Consider the following 24,070-nt stretch of genomic DNA (forward strand, 5'->3'; position numbering starts at 1 on the left):
GAATAAGACCGTCCGGCCACGGACCGCACAGGGAGATCCGCCATGACCAGGAAGACGCCGTTTGACGTAACCCGCCGCCAGACCCTCGGGATGCTGGGTGCCTCGCTGGGGCTTGGCGGGATCGCCCGCCCCGGATGGGCCGCCTCCCATGTGCCGATGATCAAGTCGCATGGCTATTCCTTCTACGGCGACCTGAAATACCCCGCCGATTTCCCGCATTTCGACTACGTCAACCCGAACGCCCCGAAAGGCGGCGAGATCGTCATCAGCGCCCGCGGCACCTTTGACGGGTTCAACCGCTGGGCGTGGCGTGGCAATCCCGAAACCAATTCCAGCGTCGTCGCGGAATCCCTGTTCGGCGAGATGCCTTGGGGCGGCGGCCTGCCCGCCGACAGCATCACCGACGCCTATTGCCTGATCGCCCGCGAGGTCGAATATCCCGAGGATCAGACCTATGTCGTCTTCCACCTGCGCGACGACGTCACCTTCCGCAACGGCGCGCCGCTGACGGCGCGCGACGCGGCTTTTACCCACAACCTGTTTCTCGAACAGGGCATCCGGTCTTACGCGCGTTCGGTGGCCGAACGCATCACAGGGGTCGAGGTGATCGACGACCTGACCTTGAAATACACCTTCGCCGACGGGATTTCCCGCCGCTCGCTGATCAGCCAGGTCGGCGGCACGCCGATCTTCTCCGAAGACTGGTACAAGGAAACCGCCGAACGGCTCGACGAGCCGTCCGTCGAAAGCCCGATGGCCTCGGGCCCCTACCAGGTCGGCGATTACGAGTTCAACCGCTACGTCGTCTATGAACGCAACCCCAATTACTGGGGCTGGGATCACCCGGCCAATGTCGGCCGCCACAACTTCGACCGCATCCGGATCGAGTATTTCGCCGACGAAACCGCCGAGTTCGAGGCGTTCAAGGCAGGCATCTTCAACTTCCACACCGAAGGCTCCACCAAACGCTGGGCCACGGGCTATGACTTCCCGGCGCTCAACGAGGGCGACGTGATCAAGGAGGCGATCCCCGATCAGACCGCGCCGAACAATTCCGGCATCATCTTCAACACCGCGCGGGCGCCGCTGGACAACCGCAACATCCGCCATGCGCTGTCGCTGGCCTTCAACTTTGAATGGGTGCGGGAGTCGCTGCAATATTCGCTGACCACCCAGCGCAATTCCTTTGCCGAAGGTCAGACGTGGGAGGCCAAGGGCGTGCCCGAAGGCGCGGAGCTGGAGCTGCTGAAGTCGCTTGGCGACGTGATCCCGCCCGAGATGCTGACCGAAGAGGCCGTGATGGCCCATACCTCGGACCCGTCCACCCCGATCGACCGCCGCAACAAGCGGCAGGCGCTGCGCCTGCTGGCGGACGAGGGCTGGACCATCAACGACCAAGGCCAGATGGTCAACGAGGCGGGCGAGCAGATGTCCTTCGACTTCCTCGTGATCGCGACATGGGACGATGTGCGCCTGTCGACCATCGACACCTACGCCCAGACGCTGCGCGACTGGGGCATCGCGGTCAATGCGGACAAGGTGGACAGCGCGCAGGGCCAGCAGCGCTTCCTCGACAAAGACTATGACATGATCTCCACCCGCATCCTGACCTTCTCCTCGGCGGGAACGGGGCTGAAACAACTGTTCGGCTCGGAAACGGCGGTGGTGTCCTCGTACAACCCCTCGGCGCTGCAAAGCCCGATGGTCGACGCGATCATCGAAGCGGCGCTGGCAACGACCACCCGCGAGGACGAGGTCGTGGCCCTGACCGCGCTGGATCGCGCCCTGCGCTGGGAGCGCGTCATGGCGCATTCCGGCTACGTGCCCGAATACTGGGTCGCCTATTACGACATGTTCGAACGGCCCGAGAACCTGCCGCCGCTGGCGCTGGGTGTGCTCGATTTCTGGTGGATCAACGAAGAAAAGGCCGAGGCCCTCAAGGCAGAGGGTGTGCTGAAATAATATGGGCGCGTATATTCTTCGCCGACTTCTGCTGATCATCCCGACGCTGCTCGGGATCATGATCATCAACTTCGCGCTGGTGCAATTCGTCCCCGGCGGTCCCGTCGAACAGGTTCTGGCCAAGATCCAGGGCGAGGGCGACGTGACCGCGGGCTTTACCGGCGGGTCTCAGGACCTTGGCGAGGAAACCTTTGGCTCCGACAGCGACTATGTCGGGGCCCGCGGCCTGCCCAAGGAATTCATCGAGGAACTGGAACGCGAGTTCGGCTTCGACAAGCCGCCTTTAGAACGGTTCCTGACGATGATGTGGAACTATATCCGCTTCGATTTCGGCGAGAGTTACTTCCGCTCGATTTCCGTCTTCGATCTGGTGCTGGAAAAGATGCCGGTGTCGATTTCGCTCGGACTTTGGTCGACGCTGATCGCCTATATCGTCTCGATCCCGCTGGGCATTCGCAAGGCGGTGCGCGATGGGACGAAGTTCGACACATGGACCTCCGGCATCATCATCGGGGCCTATGCCATCCCCGGCTTTCTCTTTGCCATCCTGCTGCTGGTGCTCTTTGCCGGGGGCAGCTATTGGCAGATATTCCCGCTGCGCGGGCTGACCTCCGACAATTTCGACGACCTCAGCCTGCTGGGCAAGATCGGCGACTATTTCTGGCACATCGCCCTGCCGGTCATCGCCTCGACCATCTCGGGCTTTGCCACGCTGACCCTGCTGACCAAGAACAGCTTCCTCGACGAGATCAAGAAGCAATATGTCATGACCGCCCGCGCCAAGGGCCTTTCGGAATCCGCCGTGCTGTACGGCCACATCTTCCGCAACGCCATGCTGATCGTGATCGCCGGTATGCCCGCCGTTTTCATCGGCGTGTTCTTTGGCGGCTCGATCATCATCGAGACGGTGTTCTCGCTCGATGGTCTGGGGCGCTTGGGGTTTGAGGCGGCGGTGCAGCGCGACTATCCGGTGATGTTCGGCACGCTGTTCTTCTTCAGCCTGATCGGGCTGGTGATCGGCATCATTTCCGACCTGATGTATGTGCTGATCGATCCGCGCATCGACTTTGAAAAGCGGGAGGGCTGAGACCATGGCGCATCCGCAACCGACCCACGAGATCGAACAGCCGACGCAGAACGTGCCCCCCGCCCCGGTGCGGCCCGGCCGCTTTGCCATGTCACCACTGAACAAGCGCCGCTGGCGCAATTTCAAGAAGAACCGTCGGGCTTACTGGTCGCTGTGGATCTTTCTCGTGCTGTTCGTGACCTCGCTCTTTGCCGAGTTCATCGCCAACGACAAACCGATCCTCGTGAACTATCGCGGCAGCTACTACATGCCGATCTTCAACTTCTACGCGGAGACGGAGTTTGGCGGGGATTTCCGGACCGAGGCCGCCTATCGCGACCCCGAAGTCAAATGCCTGATCACCACCGGCGGGCTGGACGCCTGTTTCGACACGCCTGAGGAGCTGGTCGAACAGGCTCAGTCAGGTGCTGTGCTTGAGGGCGATTTCGACAAGGGCTGGATGCTCTGGCCGCCGATCCCCTACAGCTATCGCACGCCCGTCGACCGCCCCGGTGCGGCCCCCCTGCCCCCCAGCCAATACAACTGGCTGGGCACGGATGATGGCAAGCGCGACGTGACCGCGCGGATCATCTACGGCTTCCGCCTGTCGATCCTGTTCACCATCATCGTCACAGGGATCAGCTCCATCGTCGGCATCGTCGCGGGCGCGATCCAAGGCTATTTCGGCGGCTGGATCGACCTGATCTTTCAGCGCATCATCGAAATCTGGTCCTCGACCCCCGGCATCTACGTGATCATCATCATGTTCGCCATCTTCGGGCGAAGTTTCTGGCTGCTGGTCTTCTTCTCGATCCTGTTCGGCTGGATGGGGCTGGTGGGACTGGTCCGGGCAGAGTTCCTGCGCGCCCGCAACCTCGAATATGTGCGCGCGGCCAAGGCCTTGGGCGTGTCGAACTGGACGATCATGTTCCGCCACATGCTGCCCAACGCGATGGTGGCCACGCTGACCTTCCTGCCGTTCATCATCACCGGCACCATCGGCGGGCTGGCGACGCTGGATTACCTCGGCTACGGGTTGCCCGCCTCGGCGCCGTCCCTGGGCGAGTTGACCCTGCAAGCCAAACGCAACCTGCAGGCCCCGTGGCTGGCCTTCACCGCGTTTACGGTGTTCGCTGTGATGCTGTCGCTGCTCGTCTTCATCTTTGAGGGGGTGCGCGACGCGTTCGACCCCAGAAAGACCTTCTCATGACCGCGCCCCTTTTGTCGGTGAACGACCTCAAGGTGTCCTTCCGTCAGGACGGCCAGACCAACCTCGCGGTCAAGGGCGTCTCCTTCGACGTCTATAAGGGCGAGACGGTGGCGCTGGTGGGCGAATCCGGCTCCGGCAAATCCGTCACCGCCCTGTCCACCGTGTCCCTGTTGGGCGATACGGCGACGGTCGAAGGGTCCGTGACCTATGCCGGGCAGGAAATGATCGGCGCGTCGAACGCCCGGCTGCGGCAGGTGCGCGGCAATGACATCTCGTTCATCTTCCAAGAGCCGATGACCTCGCTCAACCCGCTGCACACGCTGGAAAAGCAGCTGGCGGAGTCGATCGAGTTGCATCAGGGCCTGACCGGCGACGCGGTGCGCACCCGGATCATCGAATTGCTGACCAAGGTCGGCATCCGCGACCCCGAAACCCGGCTGGGGGCCTATCCGCACCAGCTGTCGGGCGGACAACGGCAACGTGTGATGATCGCCATGGCGCTGGCCAACGGGCCTGACCTGCTGATCGCGGACGAGCCCACCACGGCGCTGGACGTGACCATTCAGGCGCAGATTCTCGAACTTCTGGCCGGGCTGAAGCAGGAAGAGGATATGAGCCTGCTCTTCATCACCCACGATCTGGGCATCGTGCGCCGCATCGCCGACCGGGTCTGCGTGATGAAGGATGGCGAGATCGTCGAACAGGGCCGGACGACGGAGATCTTCGACAATCCGCAACACCCCTATACGCAAAAGCTGCTGTCGGCCGAAAGCACCGGCAAACCCGACCCCGTCCCCGACGGGGCCGAGGAAATCGCCCGCACCGACCAGTTGCGCATCTGGTTCCCGATCCAGCGCGGGCTACTGAAACGCACGGTCGGCTACGTCAAGGCGGTGAACGAGGCCACCTTGGCGGTGCGTGCCGGGGAAACCATCGGCATCGTCGGCGAAAGCGGATCGGGCAAGACGACGCTAGCGCTGGCGATCATGCGCCTGATCCAGTCCACGGGCGAGGTCCGCTATCGCGGTCAGGACATCCGGGCGTGGTCCACGCGTGAATTGCGCCGGCTCCGGTCCGAGATGCAGATTGTCTTTCAGGACCCGTATGGGTCGCTCAGCCCGCGCATGACCTGCGAACAGATCATCGCCGAGGGGTTGGGCGTGCATGGCTCACCCGATGGCAAACCCGCGCAACAGGCCGTGGCCGAAGTCATGACGGAGGTCGGGCTGGACCCGGCGACGATGCACCGCTACCCGCACGAGTTTTCGGGCGGTCAACGCCAGCGCATCGCCATCGCCCGCGCCATGGTCCTGCGGCCTCGATTGGTGGTGCTGGATGAACCGACATCGGCGCTGGACATGACGGTGCAGGTGCAGATCGTGGAATTGCTGCGCGACCTGCAACGCAAATACGACCTCGCCTACCTGTTCATCAGCCACGACCTGAAGGTGGTGCGGGCCATGAGCCACAAGGTCATGGTGATGAAGCAGGGCGATGTGGTCGAAAGCGGCACCGCCGAAGAGATCTTCGACAATCCTCAGACGGAGTATACGCGCACCCTGCTGGCCGCCGCCTTCGAGCCGGTCTAGGCGCACCACAAAAGGGATGGTGGGCGGGGCGCCTTCGAGCGTCAGCGAGAACAGCGTCCGGGCCAAAGGCCCGGCCCGCCCACATCCCTCAGATCGCGCTGGAATGCCCGGCCTTGTCCAACTCGTAGGCATCGAAGGCCCGCGCGATCAACCGCGTCAAGGGGCGTGCCCGGTCGGGGACGTACAATCCCTCCTCGGTCACCTCCAACAGCCCTTCGAACTGGGCATTGAGCACCCGAAACTGGTCAAAGAGCGCCTCCCGGGTGATCTCGTAGTCGCGCAGGATCTCCGCCGCGTCGATGCGGAAATCGCACATGACCGCTTCGATCAGACGCCCGCGCAGACGATCTTCCCCGGTGAAGGCATGCCCACGGGCGGTCGAAAACCGCCCCTCCCGGATCGCCTGCGTGTGCGCCGATGTGGCCGGAGCATTCTGCGCATAGCCTTGCGGAAAGCGCGATATGGACGACGCCCCGACCCCGATCAACACATCCGCAGTGTCATCCGTGTAGCCTTGGAAATTGCGCCGCAACCGCCCGGCCTTGCGGGCGACGGCCAACCCGTCCGAAGGGATCGCGAAATGGTCGATCCCGATTTCGTCATACCCGTCCCAGGCAAACAGCCGCCGCGCCGTGTCGAACAGATCGAGCCGCTCCTCCGGTGTCGGCAGCGACTCCGACGGGATCATTTGCTGGCGTTTGGCCATCCACGGCACATGCGCATAGCCGTACAGCGCCACCCGGTCCGGGCCGAAACTGAGCAGTTTCTGCACGGTCTCGGTGATCCGCGCGTTGGTCTGATGCGGCAGGCCATAGAGGATATCCGCGTTCAGGCTGGCCACGCCGCGTTCGCGGATCATGTCGACCGCGCGGCGCGTGACCTCGAACCCCTGCTCACGCCCGATGGTCCGCTGGATCTCGTCGTCGAAATCCTGCACGCCGATCGAGGCGCGGTTCATCCCGCCCTGGGCCAGCGCATCCAGCCGCGCCTCGTCGATCTCGTTCGGATCGATCTCGACCGAGAATTCAGCCCCCGGCGCAAACGCCGCCACGTCGCGAATCGCCGCCGTCAGGCGGCGCATCATGTCGGGCGACAGCAGGGTCGGCGTACCGCCCCCCCAATGCAGCCGCGACAGCATGACGCCCCCCGGCAAATGTGCCTTCAAAAGGTTGAGTTCCGCCAGAAGCGTCTCCACATAGGCCTCGACAGGGGATGCGGTGGCCGTGCCTTGCGTGCGGCAGGCGCAGAACCAGCAAAGCCTGCGGCAGAATGGAACATGCAGATACAGCGAAATGCGTCCATTCTCCGGAACAGCCTGTATCCACTCCGCAAATCGCCCCGGCCCGACGCCGCCGGCAAAGTGCGGCGCGGTCGGATACGAGGTATAACGCGGTACTTTGGCGTCAAAGAGCCCCAGCCGGGCGAGTTGTTTTTGGTGTGTCATGCGAGTACACCTAAAGGGGTGGGCGAAATGTACATTGACGCAGATCAACACAAGGCAGGATTCCTATGCTGAACGAAAGAAGCCTGGCAGCGCATCAGGACTGCAAAGACTGCCCGATCCGGCACAAGGCGGTCTGCGCACGCTGCGAATCCGACGAGTTGGAGCGCCTGGAAGAGATCAAGTATTACCGGCGCTTCGAAGCCGGGCAGACGGTTGTCTGGTCCGGGGACCGGATGGATTTCGTGGGCTCGGTCGTCTCCGGTATCGCCACGCTGACCCAGACGATGGAGGATGGCCGCACCCAGATGGTGGGCCTGTTGCTTCCCTCGGATTTCGTCGGGCGACCGGGGCGCAGCACCGCGGCCTATGACGTGGTTGCGACCACCGACCTCGTGATGTGCTGTTTCCGCAAGTCACCGTTCGAGGACATGATGGGGCGCACGCCCCACATCGCGCAGCGGCTCCTTGAAATGACGCTGGACGAACTCGACGCCGCGCGGGAATGGATGCTGGTCCTTGGGCGCAAGACGGCGCGGGAAAAGATCGCCTCGCTGATTTCCATCATCGCCCGCCGCGACGCGTCGCTGCATATGCGGACATCCGACGGGCCGTTGGCGTTCGACCTGCCGCTGACCCGCGAGGCGATGGCGGATTACCTCGGTTTGACCCTCGAAACCGTCAGCCGCCAAATATCGGCGCTGAAAAAGGACGGGGTGATCCATCTGGAGGGCAAGCGCCACGTGACGATCCCTGACATGGATCGCCTGATGGAGGAAGCGGGCGACGATGCAGATGGCGGCATGCTGGTCTGATCTTAAAGATCTGATCCGGTGGATCATCCGCGCTTTCCGGTGTCATGAATTCTGGGTGCTTAGGTTCTCGGAACGTGTGCCACTGCTCGGCCTTTTTGCTCTGGCAACGCTACTGCCATGGGGTTTGCCGCTGATCATCGGTTTGATTGCACTCATCGCATGGAGCCGGCCAATCCTGCCGGGACTGACGCCTCTGTTGGCGATAGGCGGGCTTGCAGCCATCGTTCCTTGGCTGTTTCGATGGTACATTCTCATTTTCGGATTGATGGTTGGCGATACCGCACGCGCCGATACCAAACGGCGGAAACTGCTCGAAACGTCACAGCGCCAAGAGATATAAGACACGGCTAGGTAGATCTGGGGGCAAGCCGCTTCGAAGCGGCTTGAGGCACGCGTTTTCGAAAACGCGTCCGATGCGCCTTGCAAGGCGCATGGAGGAAGGCTTTTCGAAAAGCCTTCCCCCGCCCGGTTCACACGATGGTCGCCTGGGTCGCGGCGCGCAGGTCGTCTTCGGTCACGCCCTCGGCGCATTCGACGATCCGCAGCCCGCCCTCGACCACGTCCAGCACGCCGAGATTGGTGATGATGCGGTCGACCACGCCCTTGCCCGTCAGCGGCAGGGTGCATTCCTTCAGCACCTTGCTCTCACCGTGCTTGTTGGTGTGATCCATCACCACGATCACCCGGCCGACACCGGCCACAAGGTCCATCGCACCGCCCATGCCCTTGACCAGCTTGCCCGGGATCATCCAGTTCGCCAGATCGCCGTTCTCGGCCACCTCCATCGCGCCCAGGATCGCCGCCGCGATCTTGCCGCCGCGGATCATCCCGAAGGACATCGCGCTGTCGAAATACGAGGTCCGCGCCAATTCGGTGATCGTCTGCTTACCCGCATTGATCAGGTCCGGGTCTTCCTCGCCCTCGAAAGGAAAGGGACCCATGCCCAGCATGCCGTTTTCCGACTGCAACGTGATGTCCTTGTCGCCCACATAGTTGGCGACCAGCGTCGGGATGCCGATCCCGAGGTTCACATACATCCCGTCTTCGAGTTCCTGAGCGGCCCGCGCCGCCATCTGGTTTCTGTCCCATGCCATGGTTCAGGCCTCCTCGCGCTTGCGGACGGTGCGCTGTTCGATGCGCTTTTCGTGGCTGCCCTGGATCAGGCGGTGCACGTAGATGCCCGGCAGGTGGATGTGATCGGGGTCGAGCGTGCCGGGTTCGACGATCTCCTCGACCTCCATCACGCAGACCTTGCCGCACATCGCGGCGGGCGGGTTGAAGTTGCGCGCGGTCTTGCGGAAGATGCAATTGCCGGTTGTGTCGGCCTTCCACGCCTTGACGATGGCCAGATCGGCAAAGATCCCCTCTTCGAGGATGTAATCCTCGCCGCCGAACTGCTTGACCTCCTTGCCCTCGGCAATCTGGGTGCCGACGCCGGTCTTGGTGTAGAAGCCGGGAATGCCCGCGCCACCGGCGCGCATCCGCTCGGCCAGGGTGCCCTGCGGGTTGAATTCCAGCTCCAGCTCGCCCGAGAGGTACTGGCGCATGAATTCGGCGTTCTCGCCCACATAGGACGACATCATCTTCTTGATCTGGCGGGTGTCGAGCAGCTTGCCCAAGCCAAACCCGTCGACGCCCGCATTGTTCGAGGCGACGGTCAGGTCCTTGACGCCGCTGTCGACGATGGCATCGATCAGCAATTCCGGAATACCGCAGAGGCCAAAGCCCCCGGCGGCGATCAGCATGCCGTCCTGCAGCAAGCCGTCCAGTGCCTCGGCAGCCGAGCCGTAGACTTTCTTCATGGAAATCTCCCCTGATTTCTGGATCAGGGGAGTTGTCGCCGCAGAGCAGCAAAGAGTCAATGCAAGCGCAACAATGACGGCGCTACCATTGGATCAGATCAGGCGGACCTGCGTGCCGATCTCGGTGATCGCGAACAATTCCGCGATCTTTTCATTGTAAAGGCCGATGCAGCCATCCGAAGACGGACGCCCGATCTTGCGCGTGTCATGGGTGCCGTGGATCAGGTAGGCAGGCCAGTCCAGATACATGGCATGGGTGCCCAGCGGGTTGTCCGGCGCGCCGCCTTCGACCGGTTTCCAGTCGGGGAAACGCTCCATCTGGCTGGCGGTGGGCGTCCAGCTGGGAGCTTCCTTCTTGCGCACGATCTCGCTGTAGCCGCGGCGGGTCAGCTCGTCGGTCTTGGGGACCGAGGTCGGGTAGACGCGGTAATCCGTGCCGTCGCCGGACCAGAAATGCAGCGCGCGGCTGGCGGTGTCGCAGACGATGCACCCTTTGCCCAATTCGCTGAAATGGTCGCGCCAGTCCTGACTGACAAAGGCGGATGCGTTGCGTCGTGCCGGGGCCGCCGTCTGGCGGTCCAGCGTCTGGGCGCGAACGGTGGCGGGCACAAGCAAGGTGGCTCCTGCGGCGCGCAGGAGGGTGCGGCGATTCATCATGGTATTTCCTTTCGCGAGAGGCGATTTGCGGGCAACCAAACATGTCGCCCGCAGGTTTGGAAATCACGCATGCGTGTGACGGCATGTGAGTGCCGATTTGCCACAGCGCGCCTCAGTCCTTCTTCGCCGCCTTCTTGGTCGTCTTCTTGGCGGCGGGTTTCTTGGCCGTGCTCTGCTTGGCGGCGGCCTTCTTCTTGCCGCCCTTCGAGGCCTTCTCGTTGACGAGATCGACCGCCTGCGCCAAGGTCAGGTCATCGGGGCTGACATCCTTGGGCAGGGTCGCGTTGACCTTTTCCCATTTGACATAAGGCCCGTAGCGCCCTTCGAACAGCTCGATCTTGCCGCCTTCGGGATGCTCGCCCACCTCTTTCAAGGCCTTGGCCGCAGCGCCCCTGCCCCGCCCGGGATTGGCGCGCTTTTCGGCCAGCAATTCGACTGAGCGGTTCATGCCGATCTCGAAAACGTCCTGAAATTCCTTCAGGTTGACGTAGACGGGTTTTTCTTCATCGGGCAGCTGGTGCATGATATAGGGGCCAAAGCGCCCCAGATTGGCGCTGACGACGCCGCCATCGGGATGCATCCCCACCTCGCGCGGCATGGTCAAAAGGGTCAGCGCCTTTTCCAGCGTCATGTCCTTCGGGTCCCAGCCGGGCAAGTATTCGCGATTTTTGCGCGGCAGCGAAGCGCGCGGCGGTTTCTTGTTCTCGGGCGTGGGTTCACCGCGCTGCACATAAGGCCCAAAGCGACCGGCCTTGAGCCAGATCTCGTCACCCTGATCCTCGCCCAGCAGTTTTTCCTCGCCCTCGGCACCCTCGCCCGCGATGGGGCGGGTATAGGTGCATTCGGGATAGTTGCCGCAGCCGACGAATCCGCCGGTGCGCGAGGTCTTCAGATGCAGCTGCCCCTGCCCGCATTTCGGGCAGATGCGCGGATCGGACCCGTCCTCGCGCGGGGGGTACAGTTGCGGCGCAAGCGCCTCGTCCAGAACGTCAAGCACCTCGGATATGCGCAGATCGGACGTTTCGGCAATCGCGGCCGAGAAATCACGCCAGAACTTCGCCAGAAGGTCCTTGTAATCCTCCTCGCCCGCGCTGACCTGATCCAACTCGTTTTCCAAAGCGGCGGTGAAATCGTATTCCACGTAGCGTTTGAAGAAATTGAGCAAGAAGATCGTCACGATCCGGCCCTTGTCCTCGGGGAACAGACGGTTCTGTTCCTTGCGGACGTATTCGCGGTCCTGAATCGTGGTGATGACCGAGGCGTAGGTCGAGGGGCGGCCAATGCCCAGCTCTTCCATCTTCTTCACCAAGGTCGCCTCGGTATAGCGCGGCGGCGGCTGGGTGTGGCTTTGCAGGGCCAGCGTCGCGCCATCCTGCGACAGGATCGCAGCCGGGTGACGCCGCGCGCCGCTGTCGATCACGTCGCCGTCACGGTCGGTGGCCTTGTCGAATTGCGCGGTCAGACCGCCCTGATCGAACCCGGCCTGTTCGCCTTCCATGATCTGCGGCAGGCGCTTGTCGTCGTCCTCGACCGGCTCGTCGCGGCCCTCTTCGTAGACCTTGAGGAAGCCGTCGAATGTCACGACCTGCCCGGTGGCGCGCAGGCCGACCTGCTTGTCATCCGATCCGATCTCGACCGTGGTGCGTTCCAGCCGGGCCGAGGACATCTGGCAGGCCAGCGTCCGCTTCCAGATCAGGTCATACAGGCGGCGCTGATCCGCATCGGACAGGCGCAGCGCCTCGACATCCTTGGTCATGTCGGTGGGGCGGATGCATTCATGCGCTTCCTGCGCGTTCTTGGCCTTGTTCTTGTAGATGCGGGGGCTGTCGGGAATGTATTTCGCGCCAAATCGGTCGGTGATCGCATCGCGGCAGGCGCTGACCGCCTCGGGGGCCATGTCGATGCCGTCGGTCCGCATATAGGTGATGTGCCCCGCCTCATAGAGCCGCTGCGCCGCGTTCATGCATTGCCGCGCGCCCATGCCGAATTTACGGCTGGCTTCCTGTTGCAAGGTCGAGGTCATGAAGGGCGCGGAAGGGTTGCGCGTGGCGGGCTTGGCCTCGACACTCGTCACCGTCAGGGCGCGTTTTGCGACCGCTTCCACGGCCATTTCGGCCTGCGTGGCGTTTTCCAGATCGAAGCGGTCGAGCTTTTTCCCGGCAAGGCTGACAAGGCGGGCGTCGTAGCTCTGGCCGCGCGGCGTGGTCAGCTGCGCCTTGACCTGCCAGTATTCGCGGGGCTTGAAAGCCTCGATCTCCATTTCGCGCTCGACGATCAGGCGAAGGCAGACCGACTGCACCCGCCCTGCGGAACGCGCGCCCGGCAGCTTGCGCCACAGAACCGGCGACAGGTTGAAGCCCACCAGATAGTCCAGCGCGCGGCGCGCCAGATAGGCCTCGACCAGCGGCGCGTCGATGTCGCGCGGGTTCTTCATCGCCTCGGTCACGGCCTGCTTGGTGATCGCGTTGAAGGTCACGCGGCTGACATGGGTCGATTTCTTGATCGAGCGGCGCTTGGTCAGCGCCTCTTTCAGGTGCCACGAAATCGCCTCGCCTTCGCGATCGGGGTCAGTCGCGAGGATCAATGCGTCGTCGGTCTTCAGCGCCTCGGCGATGGCGGCGACATGCTTGCGGGAATCATTCGCGATCTCCCATTTCATGTCGAAATCGTTCTCGGTATCGACCGATCCATCCTTTGGCGGTAGGTCGCGCACGTGTCCGTAAGAGGCAAGAACCGTGTAATCGGACCCCAAATACTTGTTGATTGTCTTGGCCTTGGCCGGGGATTCGACGACGACGACGGGCATATGGGCTGCACCTCAGACAGTGTTATTCGGACCTCTCACAGGGTCCGCGTATGGCGTTGAGATGTGGGGTGCAAGGGGGAATTGTCAATCCGCCTGCGCCTGTCCCATCGCCTGTGGCATTGCTTCGGGCCATGGCCAAAGCGACCGCACAAGGGGTTTCGGGCCGCCTGACAAGCGCGTGACATGGCAGAGTCCGACGGTCACGCGGCGTCCCGGATCAGCGCGCCCGGTCCGGGATCAGCGACAGCAGACCGCCGGAATGGCGCTGGATGCGGCCGTCGAGTTCCAGCTCGGTCAGGGCGGGCGACAGCGCGTGCGGCGTGGCCCCGAGGTCGCGGATCAGCTGATCCTCGGCCAGCGGCGAGGGCCCGAGCCGCGACAGGATCTGCGTGTGCAGATTAGCGGTCTGCGCCAGCGTGCGGCGTTGCGGCGGGGCGGGCGGGATCGCCGGGGCCTCGTCCAGTTCCAGTTTCAGTTGGCCGGGGGCGTCGCGTTCAGGCAGAGCCTCGACGATGTCGTCAACATTGCGCACCAGCCGCGCGCCATCGCGGATCAACATGTTGCAACCGCTGGCGCGGGCATCCAGCGGATGCCCCGGCACGGCCAGCACCTCGCGCCCCTGATCGAGCGCGTTCTTCGCGGTGATCAGCGAGCCGGACTTCGCCGCCGCCTCGACCACCACCGTGGCCTCGGACAGGCCCGAGATGATCCGGTTGCGCATCGGAAAATGCCGCGCCATCGGTTGCAGCCCCATCGGCATCTCGGACAGGCGCAGGCCGCCGGTCTCGACGATTTCCTCGGCCAGACGGGTGTTTTCGGAGGGGTAGAGCACATCGACGCCACCGGCCAGCACGGCCACGGTGCCGGTGGTCAGCGCGCTGTGATGGGCGGCGGTGTCGATGCCACGCGCCAGCCCGGAGGCCACAACGTACCCGGCATCGCCCAGCCCCTTCGCCAGCGTCTTGGCCATGCGCGTGCCCAGCGAGGAGGCATTGCGCGCGCCGACCAGCGCGATCATGTCACGGTCAAGGATATCGGTGTTGCCGATGGCCCAAAGCACCGGCGGCGCATCCGCGAGGTCCATCAATTGCTTGGGATAGCCCGGCGCACCAAAGCACAGCATGCGCGCGCCCTTCAACCGTGCCGCCTTCATCTCGGCCAGCACCACGCCCTCGGGGCAGATCTCGTATTTCTCGACCCCGGCTTCGCGGGCCACCTCGGGCAAGGCATCGAGCGCGGCGCGCGCGGTGCCATGTTCCCGGATCAATCTGTGGAAGGTCGTCGCCCCCACGCGACGCGAGCGCAAGAGACGGAGCCAGTCCACACGATGATCTTCCGTGGTGGGTGGGAGTGGGGGGTGAGTGGAAGAGTAGCTTTCGTCGCGCATCCTGTCCCCGTCGTCTTGCAAGGACATGTGTAGCGCGCAGGTGGTTAATCAGAGGTAAACCAAAAAGCGAAAAGCACCCGGAAAATTTGAAGCGCCTGATGTTACAGGATAATCTTCTCAATCTCCGGGTGCAGACTGTGTCACGCGCCAGAGCCGCCCACGGTCAGCCCGCCGATCATGACGGTCGGCTGGCCGACGCCCACCGGCACCCACTGCCCCTGCTTGCCGCAATTGCCAAGGCCGGGGTCCAGCGCCATGTCATTGCCGAGCGCGCGGATGCGGGTCAGCGCGCTGGCGCCATCGCCAATCAGCGTCGCGCCTTTGACCGGAGCGCCGACCTTGCCGTCCTTCACGCGGTAGGCCTCGGTGCAGCTGAACACGAACTTGCCGTTGGTGATGTCCACCTGCCCGCCACCAAAGCCCACGGCCCAGATGCCATCCTTCAGATCGGCGACGATATCGCCGGGGTCGGTCTCGCCGCCCAGCATGTAGGTGTTGGTCATGCGCGGCATCGGGATATGGGCATAGCTTTCGCGACGGCCGTTGCCCGTCGGCTCCACCCCCATCAGGCGCGCGTTCTGGCGGTCCTGCATGAAGCCCACCAGCTTGCCGTCCTCGATCAGCACGTTCCTGCCCGAAGGCGTGCCCTCGTCATCCACCGTCAGCGAGCCGCGCCGGTCGGGGATCGTGCCATCGTCCAGCACTGTGACGCCGGGCGCGGCGACCTGCTGCCCCATCAACCCGGCAAAAGCCGACGATCCCTTGCGGTTGAAATCGCCCTCCAGCCCGTGGCCGATGGCTTCGTGCAGCAGGATGCCGGGCCAGCCCGGCCCCAGCACCACGTCCATCACACCCGCAGGCGCGGCCTCGGCGGACAGGTTGACAAGCGCGATGCGCAGCGCCTCGCGCGCCTTGCCCTGCCAGTCGGACCTGTCCAGCAGCCCGTCCAGCGCAACGCGCCCCCCGCCCCCGGCGGTGCCGGATTCGCGGCGGCCGTTCTCCTCGACGATGACCGACACGTTCACGCGGGTCATCGGGCGCACATCGGTGACCAGCCCGCCCTCGGGGCGCAGGATGGCGACCTCTTGCAAAGACGCGCTGATCGAAGCCGTCACCTGCACCACCCGCTTGTCCAGATCACGGCAGAAGGCGTCGATCTCCCGCAGGGTTTCGACCTTCACCGGGAAGGAGGCGCCGTTGATCGGGTCGGCATCGGTATAAAGCGTGCGATTCGTGCCCGCGGGCGGCGGAGCCATGACGCCCCCGCCATCGCCGATGGCCAGACGCGCGGTTTCCGAGGCGCGTTTCAGCGCCGTCTCGCTGATCTCGGTGGAATGGGCATAGCCCGCCACCTCGCCCTTGACCGCGCGCAGACCGAATCCCTCGGCGGCGTCGTAGCTTGCGGTCTTTACCCGACCGTCATCCAGCACCAGCGATTCCGACCGGCGGCGTTCGAGGAACAATTCCCCGTCTTCCGCCCCGTCGAGGGCCGTTTTCAACGTAGACAGGGCCGCATCACGGTCCAGATGGGTCTCGAAAGGGCGGAAAGCGGCGTCAGACATGGGGGACCTCGGTTTGATCTGGATCAAAAAAGCGGCGCTTTGCCGCAAGGTGGGTTCTTTATTGGTTTGCCAGAATATGGTTTTAAGCACAGTTGAAAGCAATGGGAGGCACGCGCCCGCTCGGACTGTATGCGCAGGGATACAGGGCGAGGGCGACTTTCCCGTTTGCAGGACATTTTGGAATCGCAACCGATCAGGGTGAGACATGAAACTCAAGACGATGCTGACGGGCCTCATGGGCGCCTTCATCGCCGCGCAAGCCAATGCGCAGGAACTTACGATTGTGGGCAAGCCCCATGCCGGCGGTACCGGTTTTCAGCCGGCGGCGACCTCGCTGGCCGAGCGTCTGCAGAACCTTGACGGCATCGTGCTGGTCATCATCACGATCATCACCCTGTTCGTCATGGGCCTGATGGCGTGGTGCATCGTGCGCTTCAACCGCAAGGCCAACCCGACGCCGTCGTCCTTCACCCACAACACCCCGATCGAGGTGGCGTGGACCATCGGGCCGATCGTCATCCTGCTGTTCATCGGCGCCTATTCGCTGCCCGTCCTGTTCGAACAGCAGGAAATCCCCGAGGGTGACGTGACCATCAAGGTCACCGGCTACCAGTGGTACTGGGGCTACGAATACACGGGCGAGGATCTGGCCTATGACGGCAACATGATCGGCGCGCCCTTCACCGGCGGCGACTATCGCCTGAACGACGAGGTCGTGACCCAGCTCGAAGAGGCCGGTTTCACCCGCGACGAATTCCTGCTGGCCACCGACACCGCCGTGGTCGTGCCGACCGGCAAGACCATCGTGATGAACGTCACCGGCGGCGACGTGATCCACTCCTGGACCATCCCGGCCTTCGGCGTGAAGCAGGACGCCGTCCCGGGCCGCATCGCGCAGCTGTGGTTCGAGGTCGACGAGGGCAAGGAAGGTGTGTATTTCGGCCAGTGTTCCGAACTGTGCGGCATTGCCCATGCCTACATGCCGATCACCGTCATCGCGGTCCAGCAGGACACCTATGATGCATGGCTCGCGGCCTCCAAGGACGAGGGCGGCTATGTGGACGTCCGCAGCGTCCTGACCAACTGACCTCGGGCGGTGACGCCCCGTAGGCCGGGCCTTTGGCCCGGCTCCCCTCCTCAAGACCCCAAAGGGATCCGCAATGAGCGACGCAAGCTTCGACAGCCAAGCCTATGAGAACGAGGCACAGTTCGGCGATTATTTCGCCCTGCTGAAACCCCGTGTCATGACGCTGGTGGTCTTTACCGCGTTTGTCGGCCTCTTGGCCGCGCCCGTCGCCGTGCATCCCTTCATCGGCTTTTGTGCCGTGCTCTTCATTGCCGTGGGTGGCGGCGCGTCCGGCGCGCTGAACATGTGGTATGACAGCGATATCGACGCTGTGATGAAGCGCACCGCAAAGCGGCCGATCCCCGCTGGCAAGGTCACCCGGGACGAGGCGCTGGCCATCGGCCTGACCCTGTCGGTCTTTGCCTGCGTCTTCCTTGGTCTGGCGACCAACTGGCTGGCGGCGGGGCTGCTGGCCTTTACCATCTTCTTCTACGTCGTGATCTACACCATGTGGCTGAAGCGGATCACGCCCCAGAACATCGTCATCGGCGGCGCGGCGGGCGCCTTCCCCCCGATGATCGGCTGGGCGGCGGCGACCGGCGACATCTCGACCGCATCGGTGCTGATGTTCTGCCTGACCTTCCTGTGGACGCCCCCGCATTTCTGGGCGCTCGCGCTGTTCGTGCGCATGGATTACGACAACGCGACCGTGCCGATGCTGACCGTGACCCATGGCCGCCGCGCCACCCGCGTGCATATCCTCGTCTACACCGTGCTGCTGGCGCTGTTTGCCATCGGTCTGGGCTTCACCCAGGTCGGCGGGCCGGTCTACCTGACCGTGGCGCTGGTGCTGAACGCGTTGTTCCTGAAAGGTGCCGTGCAGATCTGGCGCCGGGACGAGGACGCGTCGGAGGCGGACAATTTCAAGGTCGAGAAGAGCTTCTTCAAGCTTTCGCTCCTGTATCTCTTCGCCCACTTTGGCGCGATCCTGATCGAGGCCGGTCTTGACCGGATGGGCTGGTAAGATGGGTCTGTCCAACGAACATGAAATGCATCGCCGCAGGCGTTCGCGCAATATCGGCGTCGCCGTGACGCTGGTGGCGTTCGTGGCGCTGGTTCTGGGCCTGACCATGGTCAAGGTCACGCGTGGCGATTTCGAGAAGCGTCCCCCCCAAGCGGAGGTTTCAAATGGCAATTGATCCAAAGACCAAAACCGTCGCCCAGACCTTGGGCGTCGTCATGACGATGGGCGCCTTGGCCTGGGCCTCGGTGCCGTTCTACGACTGGTTCTGCCGTGTCACCGGCTTTGGCGGCGTCACCGGCGTGGCCGAGGCCAGCAGCGGCGATATCCTCGACCAGACCATCAAGGTCGCCTTCGACGCCAATACCGAGCGCGGCATGGCGTGGGAATTCAAGCCCATGCAGCTGGAAATGGAGCTGCGCATCGGCGAAGAGGGCCTTGCCTTCTACGAGGCCTACAACCCGACCGACCGGCCCATCGCCGGTCAGGCATCGTATAACGTCGTGCCCTACGAGGCTGGCGGCTTCTTCGACAAGATCGAGTGCTTCTGCTTTACCGAGCAGGTGCTGATGCCGGGCGAGCGGGTCGAAATGCCGGTGGCCTTCTTCGTCGACCCCGAGATCGTCAATGATCGCGACGCGAAATACACCAAGAAGATCACGCTCTCCTACACCTTTTACGAGATCGACCTGCCCGACGATCAGCAGGCCGGTCTTGCAACCGAAACCGACGCACAAGCGTCTGTGAACTAACGCCTAACGAGGGAACGCCATGGCGCATGCAAAGAACCACGACTATCATATTCTGAACCCCTCTGTCTGGCCCTTCCTGGGCGCGGTCTTCGGCTTCGTCATGCTGTTCGGCGCCGTTGTCTGGATGGCGGGCGAGGTCACCATCCTGTGGCAGGCAATCACTCTGGGCGGCCCTTGGCTGTTCCTGATCGGCTTTGTCGGCGTACTCTACACTATGTTCGGCTGGTGGTCGGAAACCATCGCCGAGAACCAGGTGGGTGACCACACGCCGGTCGTTCTGATCGGCCTGCGCTACGGCTTCATCCTGTTCATCATGTCCGAGGTGATGTTCTTCTTCGCGTGGTTCTGGTCGTTCTTCAAGCACGCCATGTACCCCATGGGCCCGCAGAGCCCGGCGATCGACGGGCAGTTTGCCGCCGGGGTCGAGCTGTTCGACCCGTGGCACCTGCCGCTGATCAACACGCTAATCCTGCTGTGCTCGGGCGCGGCGGCCACTTGGGCGCACCATGCGCTGGTGCATGAGAACAACCGCAAGGACATCAAGTCCGGCCTGACCATCGCGATCCTGCTGGGCCTGATCTTCACCGTGTTTCAGGCGTATGAATACAGCCACGCGGCCTTCGGCTTCTCGGGCAACATCTATGGCGCGAACTTCTTCATGGCGACCGGCTTTCACGGGGCGCACGTGATCATCGGGACGATCTTCCTGTTCATCTGCCTGCTGCGTACCCTGCGCGGCCACTTCACCCCGGAAAACCATCTCGGGTTCGAGGCGGCGGCTTGGTACTGGCACTTCGTGGACGTGGTCTGGCTGTTCCTGTTCGCCGCCGTGTATGTCTGGGGCAACTCGATGGCTGGCTGAATTCGGGTAGGATGGGTGATCACCCATCCTACTTGCCGCAGATCGGGTGTTGCACCTGACAGGCCATAAGGTAAACCAAGGCGCGCCCTGCCCGGGCGCGCCTTTTCCATGACCGGAGTCGCCTTGAAACGTTTGCTTGCCCCCATCGTGATCGGACTGCTCGGCGCCGCGATCCTCGTGGCGCTCGGGGTCTGGCAGGTGCAACGACTGCACTGGAAAGAAGCGATTCTCGCCGAGATCGACGCCACCATCGCGGGCGAGGCCCAACCCTTGCCCCGGCTGATCTCTCCCGCCGACCAACGCTATATGCCGGTCGAGTTGGAGGGCCGCTTTGGCGATGGCGCGCTGTACGTGCTGGTCTCGACCCAAGGCGACGGCCCGGGCTGGCGCGTGATATCGGATTTCACGACCGAGGACGGTCGCCGCGTGCTCGTCGACCGGGGGTTCACCCCGGTTGCCCAGAAGGACGCGACCCGCCCGGAGGCGCAGGCCGCCATCACCGGCAACCTGCACTGGCCCGATGACCGCACCAGCGCGACGCCCGCGAATGACCCGGCTGGCAATATCTGGTACGCCCGCGACATCGCGGACATGGCGGACCGGCTCGACACCGAACCGCTGCTCGTCGTGGCTCGTGCCATCGACCCGGCCGATCCCGGCATCCGGCCCATGCCGGTCGACAGTTCGGGCATCCGCAACGATCACCTGCAATATGCCGGAACGTGGTTCTCGCTCGCCGCGGCCTGGCTTCTCATGACCGGCGTCTGGATCAGGCACCGGCTGCAAGGCAAGGACTGACCCCATGCGCTACATCTCTACCCGCGGGCAGGCCCCTGCCCTGACATTCGAAGAGGCGATGCTGTCCGGCCTCGCCCGCGATGGCGGGCTTTACGTGCCCGAGACCGTGCCGACCATGTCCCACGACGAGATCCGCGCACTGAACGGCCTCAGCTACGAGGACATCGCCTTTCGCGTCATGCGACCCTTCGTCGGCGACGGCTTCACCGACGAGGTGTTCGCCGACCTGATCGCCAAGGCCTATGCCGGGTTCGGCCACGGCGCGCGCGCCCCTCTGGTGCAGCTGGCCCCCAACCACTTCCTGCTGGAGCTGTTCCACGGGCCGACGCTGGCCTTCAAGGACTTCGCCATGCAGCTAATCGGACAGCTGTTCCAAGAGGCTTTGGAGCGGCGGGGCGAGCGTGTGACCATCGTCGGCGCGACCTCGGGCGATACCGGGTCGGCGGCCATCGAGGCTTTCAAGGGGCTCGACAATGTCGACGTCTTCATCCTGTTCCCGCATGGCCGCGTCTCCGAGGTGCAGCGCCGCCAGATGACCACGCCGTCCGAGGCAAACGTCCACGCGCTGGCGCTGGACGGTCATTTCGACGACTGCCAAGCGCGGCTCAAGGACATGTTCAACCATTTCGAGTTCCGCGATACGGTGCGCCTCGCCGGTGTGAACTCGATCAACTGGGCGCGCGTGCTGGCGCAGGTGGTCTATTATTTCTCCTCCGCCATGTCGCTCGGCGCACCGGACCGCAAGGTCAGCTTCACCGTGCCCACCGGCAATTTCGGTGACATCTTCGCGGGCTACATCGCGAAAAAGATGGGCCTGCCCATCGACCGGCTGATCGTGGCCACCAACCAGAACGACATCCTGCACCGCTGCCTGAGCGGCGGCGACTATCACACCTCCGAGGTTCATCCCTCGATCAGCCCCTCGATGGATATTCAGGTCTCGTCCAATTTCGAGCGCGCCCTGTTCGACGCCTACAACCGCGACGGTGGTGCCGTGGCGCAGTTGATGGACGAACTCAAGGCCGGGGGGTTCAGCGTCTCCCAGGGGGCGCTTCAGGCCCTGCGCGAACATTTCGACAGCGGCCGCGTGTCCGAGGACGAAACCCTTGCCACGATCCGGCAGGCCCAGACCACCATGGGCGAGCTGCTGTGCCCGCATTCCGCCGTGGGCGTGCGCGTCGCCGAGGACATGCGCGACCCGGCCACCCCTATGATCACGCTGGCCACCGCCCATCCGGCGAAATTCCCCGACGCGGTGGAAAAGGCGAGCCACATTCGCCCACCTCTTCCCAATCGCATGGCAGACCTGTATGAGCGCCCGGAACGGGTGACGCGGGTCCCGAACGACCTCACCCAACTCGAAGCCCTCATTCAGGAGCGCATCAACACGTGACCGTCCAATTCACCACCCTCTCCAATGGCCTTCGCATCGTCTCCGAGCGCATGCCCGGCCTGCAATCCGCTGCCCTCGGCCTTTGGGTCGGGGCCGGTGGCCGCCATGAGCGGCTGGAACAGAACGGGGTGGCGCATTTCCTCGAACACATGGCGTTCAAGGGGACCAAGACGCGCAGCGCCTTGCAGATCGCCGAGGAAATCGAGGATGTGGGCGGCTATATCAACGCCTACACCTCGCGCGAGGTGACCGCCTATTACGCCCGCGTGCTGGAGGCGGATACCGCCCTTGCGCTGGACGTGATCGCCGACATCCTGCGCAATCCGGTCTTCGACCAGAAGGAAATCGAGACCGAGCGTCACGTGATCCTGCAGGAAATCGGTCAGGCGCATGACACGCCGGATGATGTGATCTTCGACTGGTTGCAGGAAAAGGCCTACCCGGATCAGGCCATCGGCCGCACGATCCTTGGCGAAAGCGCGCGGGTGAAAACCTTTGGCCGCGACGATCTGTATACCTTCATCGAAGAACATTACGGCCCCGACCAGTTGATCCTGTCGGCGGCGGGTGCCGTGGATCACGATACGCTGGTTGCGCAAGCCGAAGGCCTGTTCGGCGACATGACACCGCGCGGGTCGACCGAACCGGACGCAGCCCGCTTTCACGGCGGCGAGGCACGCCGGGTCAAGGATCTCGAACAAGCGCATTTCGCACTGGCCTTTGAATCGCCCGGCTATCGCGACCCCGGTTTCTACACCGCACAGATCTATTCGATGGCACTTGGCGGCGGCATGTCCTCGCGCCTGTTCCAGAAGGTCCGCGAGGAACGCGGATTGTGCTACACGATCTTCGCCCAGAACGGCGCCTATGCCGATACCGGCATGACGACGATCTATGCTGGCACCAGCGGCGAGGAACTGCCGGAACTCGCCCGGATCACCATCGACGAGATGAAGCGCGCCGCCCAAGACATGTCACAGGCCGAAGTCGACCGCGCCCGCGCCCAGATGAAGGCCGGGCTGCTCATGGGGCTCGAAAGCCCGTCCTCGCGGGCAGAGCGCATGGCGCGCATGGTGCAGATCTGGGGCAAGGTGCCGCCGATCGAGGACACCGTGGCCAAGATCGATGCCGTCACCCTTGAAGGGGTCCAGCGTTTCGCCGCGCAACAGGCGCACGAAGCCGCACCGGCGCTGGCGCTCTACGGCCCGGTCGAGACCGCGCCCAACCTCGACCAGTTGCAGGCACAGCGGGCGGCGTGATGCTGGGGTTGCGGCGCAAGCTCAGGCTTGAGACAGAGCGCCTGACGCTCCGCCCCCCCGTGCATTCGGACTACACGCCGTGGGCGGCGCTGCGCCGCGACAGCCGCGACTTCCTGACCCCATGGGAACCCACTTGGTCCGCCGATCACCTGTCGCGCAAGGGGTTTACCAACCGCGTCTACTGGGCGTCGCGCTCGATCAATTCCGGCACGGCGATGCCGCTGTTCCTGATCCGGCGCGAGGATCAGGCGCTGGTGGGTGCGATCACGCTGGACAATATCCGCCGCGGCCCGGCTCAGGCCGGCACGGTGGGCTACTGGACGGGCGAGCCCTTTGCCCGGCACGGCTACATGTCCGAGGCGATTGCCGCCATCGTCCATCACAGCTTTGAAAAGCTGGGCCTCAGCCGGATCGAGGCCGCCTGCCTGCCGGAAAACGTCGCCTCGCGCGGGTTGCTGGAACGGTCGGGTTTCAAATACGAGGGCGTCGCGCAAAGCTATCTGCAGATCAACGGGCGCTGGCGGACGCATGTTTTATATGCAGCCTTGCGCATCGACCGGCGCGGCAGGACCTCGGTGGGCTGACCTCACGGGCTTGCGAGTTGGGCGGGCGCGAATCTGCG

Annotated in this window: 22 protein-coding genes; 15 read left to right on the forward strand and 7 right to left on the reverse strand. The window is 63.8% G+C overall.

Annotation, left to right across the window (positions count from 1 at the left end):
* Positions 1 to 42: 42 nt before the first annotated feature.
* From D8Z78_RS14015 to D8Z78_RS14030, 4 genes are all read left to right on the forward strand, one after another.
* A complete protein-coding gene (locus D8Z78_RS14015; RefSeq protein WP_121630896.1) occupies positions 43 to 1,962 on the forward strand; it encodes an extracellular solute-binding protein in 1,920 nt (639 codons plus the stop codon).
* 1 nt (position 1,963) lies between these two features.
* On the forward strand, positions 1,964 to 3,049 hold the full coding sequence (locus D8Z78_RS14020; protein WP_121630897.1) for a microcin C ABC transporter permease YejB: 1,086 nt from the start codon (positions 1,964 to 1,966) through the stop codon (positions 3,047 to 3,049).
* Between the two features lie 88 nt (positions 3,050 to 3,137).
* Positions 3,138 to 4,238 (forward strand): ABC transporter permease, encoded by a 1,101-nt coding sequence (locus tag D8Z78_RS14025; RefSeq protein WP_240672130.1) that lies wholly within the window; start codon positions 3,138 to 3,140, stop codon positions 4,236 to 4,238.
* A complete protein-coding gene (locus D8Z78_RS14030) occupies positions 4,235 to 5,827 on the forward strand; it encodes an ABC transporter ATP-binding protein (RefSeq protein ID WP_121630899.1) in 1,593 nt (530 codons plus the stop codon). The genes D8Z78_RS14025 and D8Z78_RS14030 overlap by 4 nt, the downstream gene beginning before the upstream one ends.
* An 88-nt stretch (positions 5,828 to 5,915) precedes the next feature.
* Here D8Z78_RS14030 and hemN read toward each other — a convergent pair whose 3' ends face one another.
* Positions 5,916 to 7,271, reverse strand: coding sequence for an oxygen-independent coproporphyrinogen III oxidase (gene hemN, locus D8Z78_RS14035; protein ID WP_121630900.1), 1,356 nt, complete (start codon positions 7,269 to 7,271; stop codon positions 5,916 to 5,918).
* A 65-nt stretch (positions 7,272 to 7,336) separates the two neighbouring features.
* On the opposite strand from hemN, the gene fnrL reads away from it, so the two are divergent.
* Both fnrL and D8Z78_RS14045 read left to right on the forward strand, forming a co-directional pair.
* Positions 7,337 to 8,083, forward strand: coding sequence for a transcriptional regulator FnrL (fnrL, locus tag D8Z78_RS14040; RefSeq protein WP_121630901.1), 747 nt, complete (start codon positions 7,337 to 7,339; stop codon positions 8,081 to 8,083).
* Positions 8,058 to 8,423 (forward strand): hypothetical protein, encoded by a 366-nt coding sequence (locus D8Z78_RS14045; protein ID WP_121630902.1) that lies wholly within the window; start codon positions 8,058 to 8,060, stop codon positions 8,421 to 8,423. The genes fnrL and D8Z78_RS14045 overlap by 26 nt, the downstream gene beginning before the upstream one ends.
* A gap of 130 nt (positions 8,424 to 8,553) precedes the next feature.
* Here the strand turns inward: D8Z78_RS14045 and D8Z78_RS14050 are convergent, their stop codons facing one another.
* The 6 genes from D8Z78_RS14050 to tldD form a co-directional block, all read right to left on the reverse strand.
* A complete protein-coding gene (locus tag D8Z78_RS14050; protein WP_121630903.1) occupies positions 8,554 to 9,177 on the reverse strand; it encodes a CoA transferase subunit B in 624 nt (207 codons plus the stop codon).
* Between the two features lie 3 nt (positions 9,178 to 9,180).
* Entirely contained in the window at positions 9,181 to 9,885 is a 705-nt protein-coding gene (locus D8Z78_RS14055) for a CoA transferase subunit A (protein WP_121630904.1), read from the reverse strand.
* A 93-nt stretch (positions 9,886 to 9,978) separates the two neighbouring features.
* The gene (locus D8Z78_RS14060) at positions 9,979 to 10,542 is read right to left on the reverse strand and encodes a L,D-transpeptidase (RefSeq protein ID WP_420824319.1); all 564 of its coding nucleotides are present in this window, start codon (positions 10,540 to 10,542) and stop codon (positions 9,979 to 9,981) included.
* A gap of 112 nt (positions 10,543 to 10,654) precedes the next feature.
* Positions 10,655 to 13,348, reverse strand: a complete 2,694-nt coding sequence (topA, locus tag D8Z78_RS14065) for a type I DNA topoisomerase (protein ID WP_121630905.1) — start codon at positions 13,346 to 13,348, stop codon at positions 10,655 to 10,657.
* 217 nt (positions 13,349 to 13,565) lie between these two features.
* On the reverse strand, positions 13,566 to 14,735 hold the full coding sequence (gene dprA, locus D8Z78_RS14070) for a DNA-processing protein DprA (RefSeq protein ID WP_121630906.1): 1,170 nt from the start codon (positions 14,733 to 14,735) through the stop codon (positions 13,566 to 13,568).
* Positions 14,736 to 14,875: 140 nt separating this feature from the next.
* Positions 14,876 to 16,297 (reverse strand): metalloprotease TldD, encoded by a 1,422-nt coding sequence (gene tldD, locus D8Z78_RS14075; protein WP_121630997.1) that lies wholly within the window; start codon positions 16,295 to 16,297, stop codon positions 14,876 to 14,878.
* Between the two features lie 205 nt (positions 16,298 to 16,502).
* Here tldD and coxB point away from each other — a divergent pair, with 205 nt between their 5' ends.
* The 9 genes from coxB (at position 16,503) to D8Z78_RS14115 (ending at position 24,032) form a co-directional block, all read left to right on the forward strand.
* Positions 16,503 to 17,384: a cytochrome c oxidase subunit II gene (gene coxB, locus D8Z78_RS14080; protein ID WP_121630907.1), complete on the forward strand. Its 882-nt coding sequence runs from the start codon at positions 16,503 to 16,505 to the stop codon at positions 17,382 to 17,384.
* 73 nt (positions 17,385 to 17,457) lie between these two features.
* Positions 17,458 to 18,387, forward strand: a complete 930-nt coding sequence (gene cyoE / locus D8Z78_RS14085) for a heme o synthase (protein WP_121630908.1) — start codon at positions 17,458 to 17,460, stop codon at positions 18,385 to 18,387.
* 1 nt (position 18,388) lies between these two features.
* A complete protein-coding gene (locus D8Z78_RS24625; RefSeq protein WP_164932969.1) occupies positions 18,389 to 18,562 on the forward strand; it encodes a hypothetical protein in 174 nt (57 codons plus the stop codon).
* Positions 18,552 to 19,136 carry a cytochrome c oxidase assembly protein gene (locus D8Z78_RS14090; protein WP_121630909.1) on the forward strand — a complete coding sequence of 195 codons (585 nt, stop codon included), beginning with the start codon at positions 18,552 to 18,554 and terminating at the stop codon, positions 19,134 to 19,136. The genes D8Z78_RS24625 and D8Z78_RS14090 overlap by 11 nt, the downstream gene beginning before the upstream one ends.
* Positions 19,137 to 19,155: 19 nt before the next feature.
* Positions 19,156 to 19,998, forward strand: coding sequence for a cytochrome c oxidase subunit 3 (locus D8Z78_RS14095; RefSeq protein WP_121630910.1), 843 nt, complete (start codon positions 19,156 to 19,158; stop codon positions 19,996 to 19,998).
* Between the two features lie 123 nt (positions 19,999 to 20,121).
* The gene (locus D8Z78_RS14100) at positions 20,122 to 20,796 is read left to right on the forward strand and encodes an SURF1 family protein (RefSeq protein ID WP_121630911.1); all 675 of its coding nucleotides are present in this window, start codon (positions 20,122 to 20,124) and stop codon (positions 20,794 to 20,796) included.
* A gap of 4 nt (positions 20,797 to 20,800) precedes the next feature.
* A complete protein-coding gene (gene thrC / locus D8Z78_RS14105; protein WP_121630912.1) occupies positions 20,801 to 22,189 on the forward strand; it encodes a threonine synthase in 1,389 nt (462 codons plus the stop codon).
* On the forward strand, positions 22,186 to 23,448 hold the full coding sequence (locus D8Z78_RS14110; RefSeq protein ID WP_121630913.1) for a M16 family metallopeptidase: 1,263 nt from the start codon (positions 22,186 to 22,188) through the stop codon (positions 23,446 to 23,448). The genes thrC and D8Z78_RS14110 overlap by 4 nt, the downstream gene beginning before the upstream one ends.
* The gene (locus tag D8Z78_RS14115; RefSeq protein ID WP_121630914.1) at positions 23,448 to 24,032 is read left to right on the forward strand and encodes a GNAT family N-acetyltransferase; all 585 of its coding nucleotides are present in this window, start codon (positions 23,448 to 23,450) and stop codon (positions 24,030 to 24,032) included. Before D8Z78_RS14110 ends, D8Z78_RS14115 begins: the two co-directional genes overlap by 1 nt.
* Positions 24,033 to 24,070 lie beyond the last annotated feature (38 nt).

The organism is Tropicibacter alexandrii, from assembly GCF_003667315.2.
GTDB lineage: Bacteria > Pseudomonadota > Alphaproteobacteria > Rhodobacterales > Rhodobacteraceae > Tropicibacter > Tropicibacter alexandrii.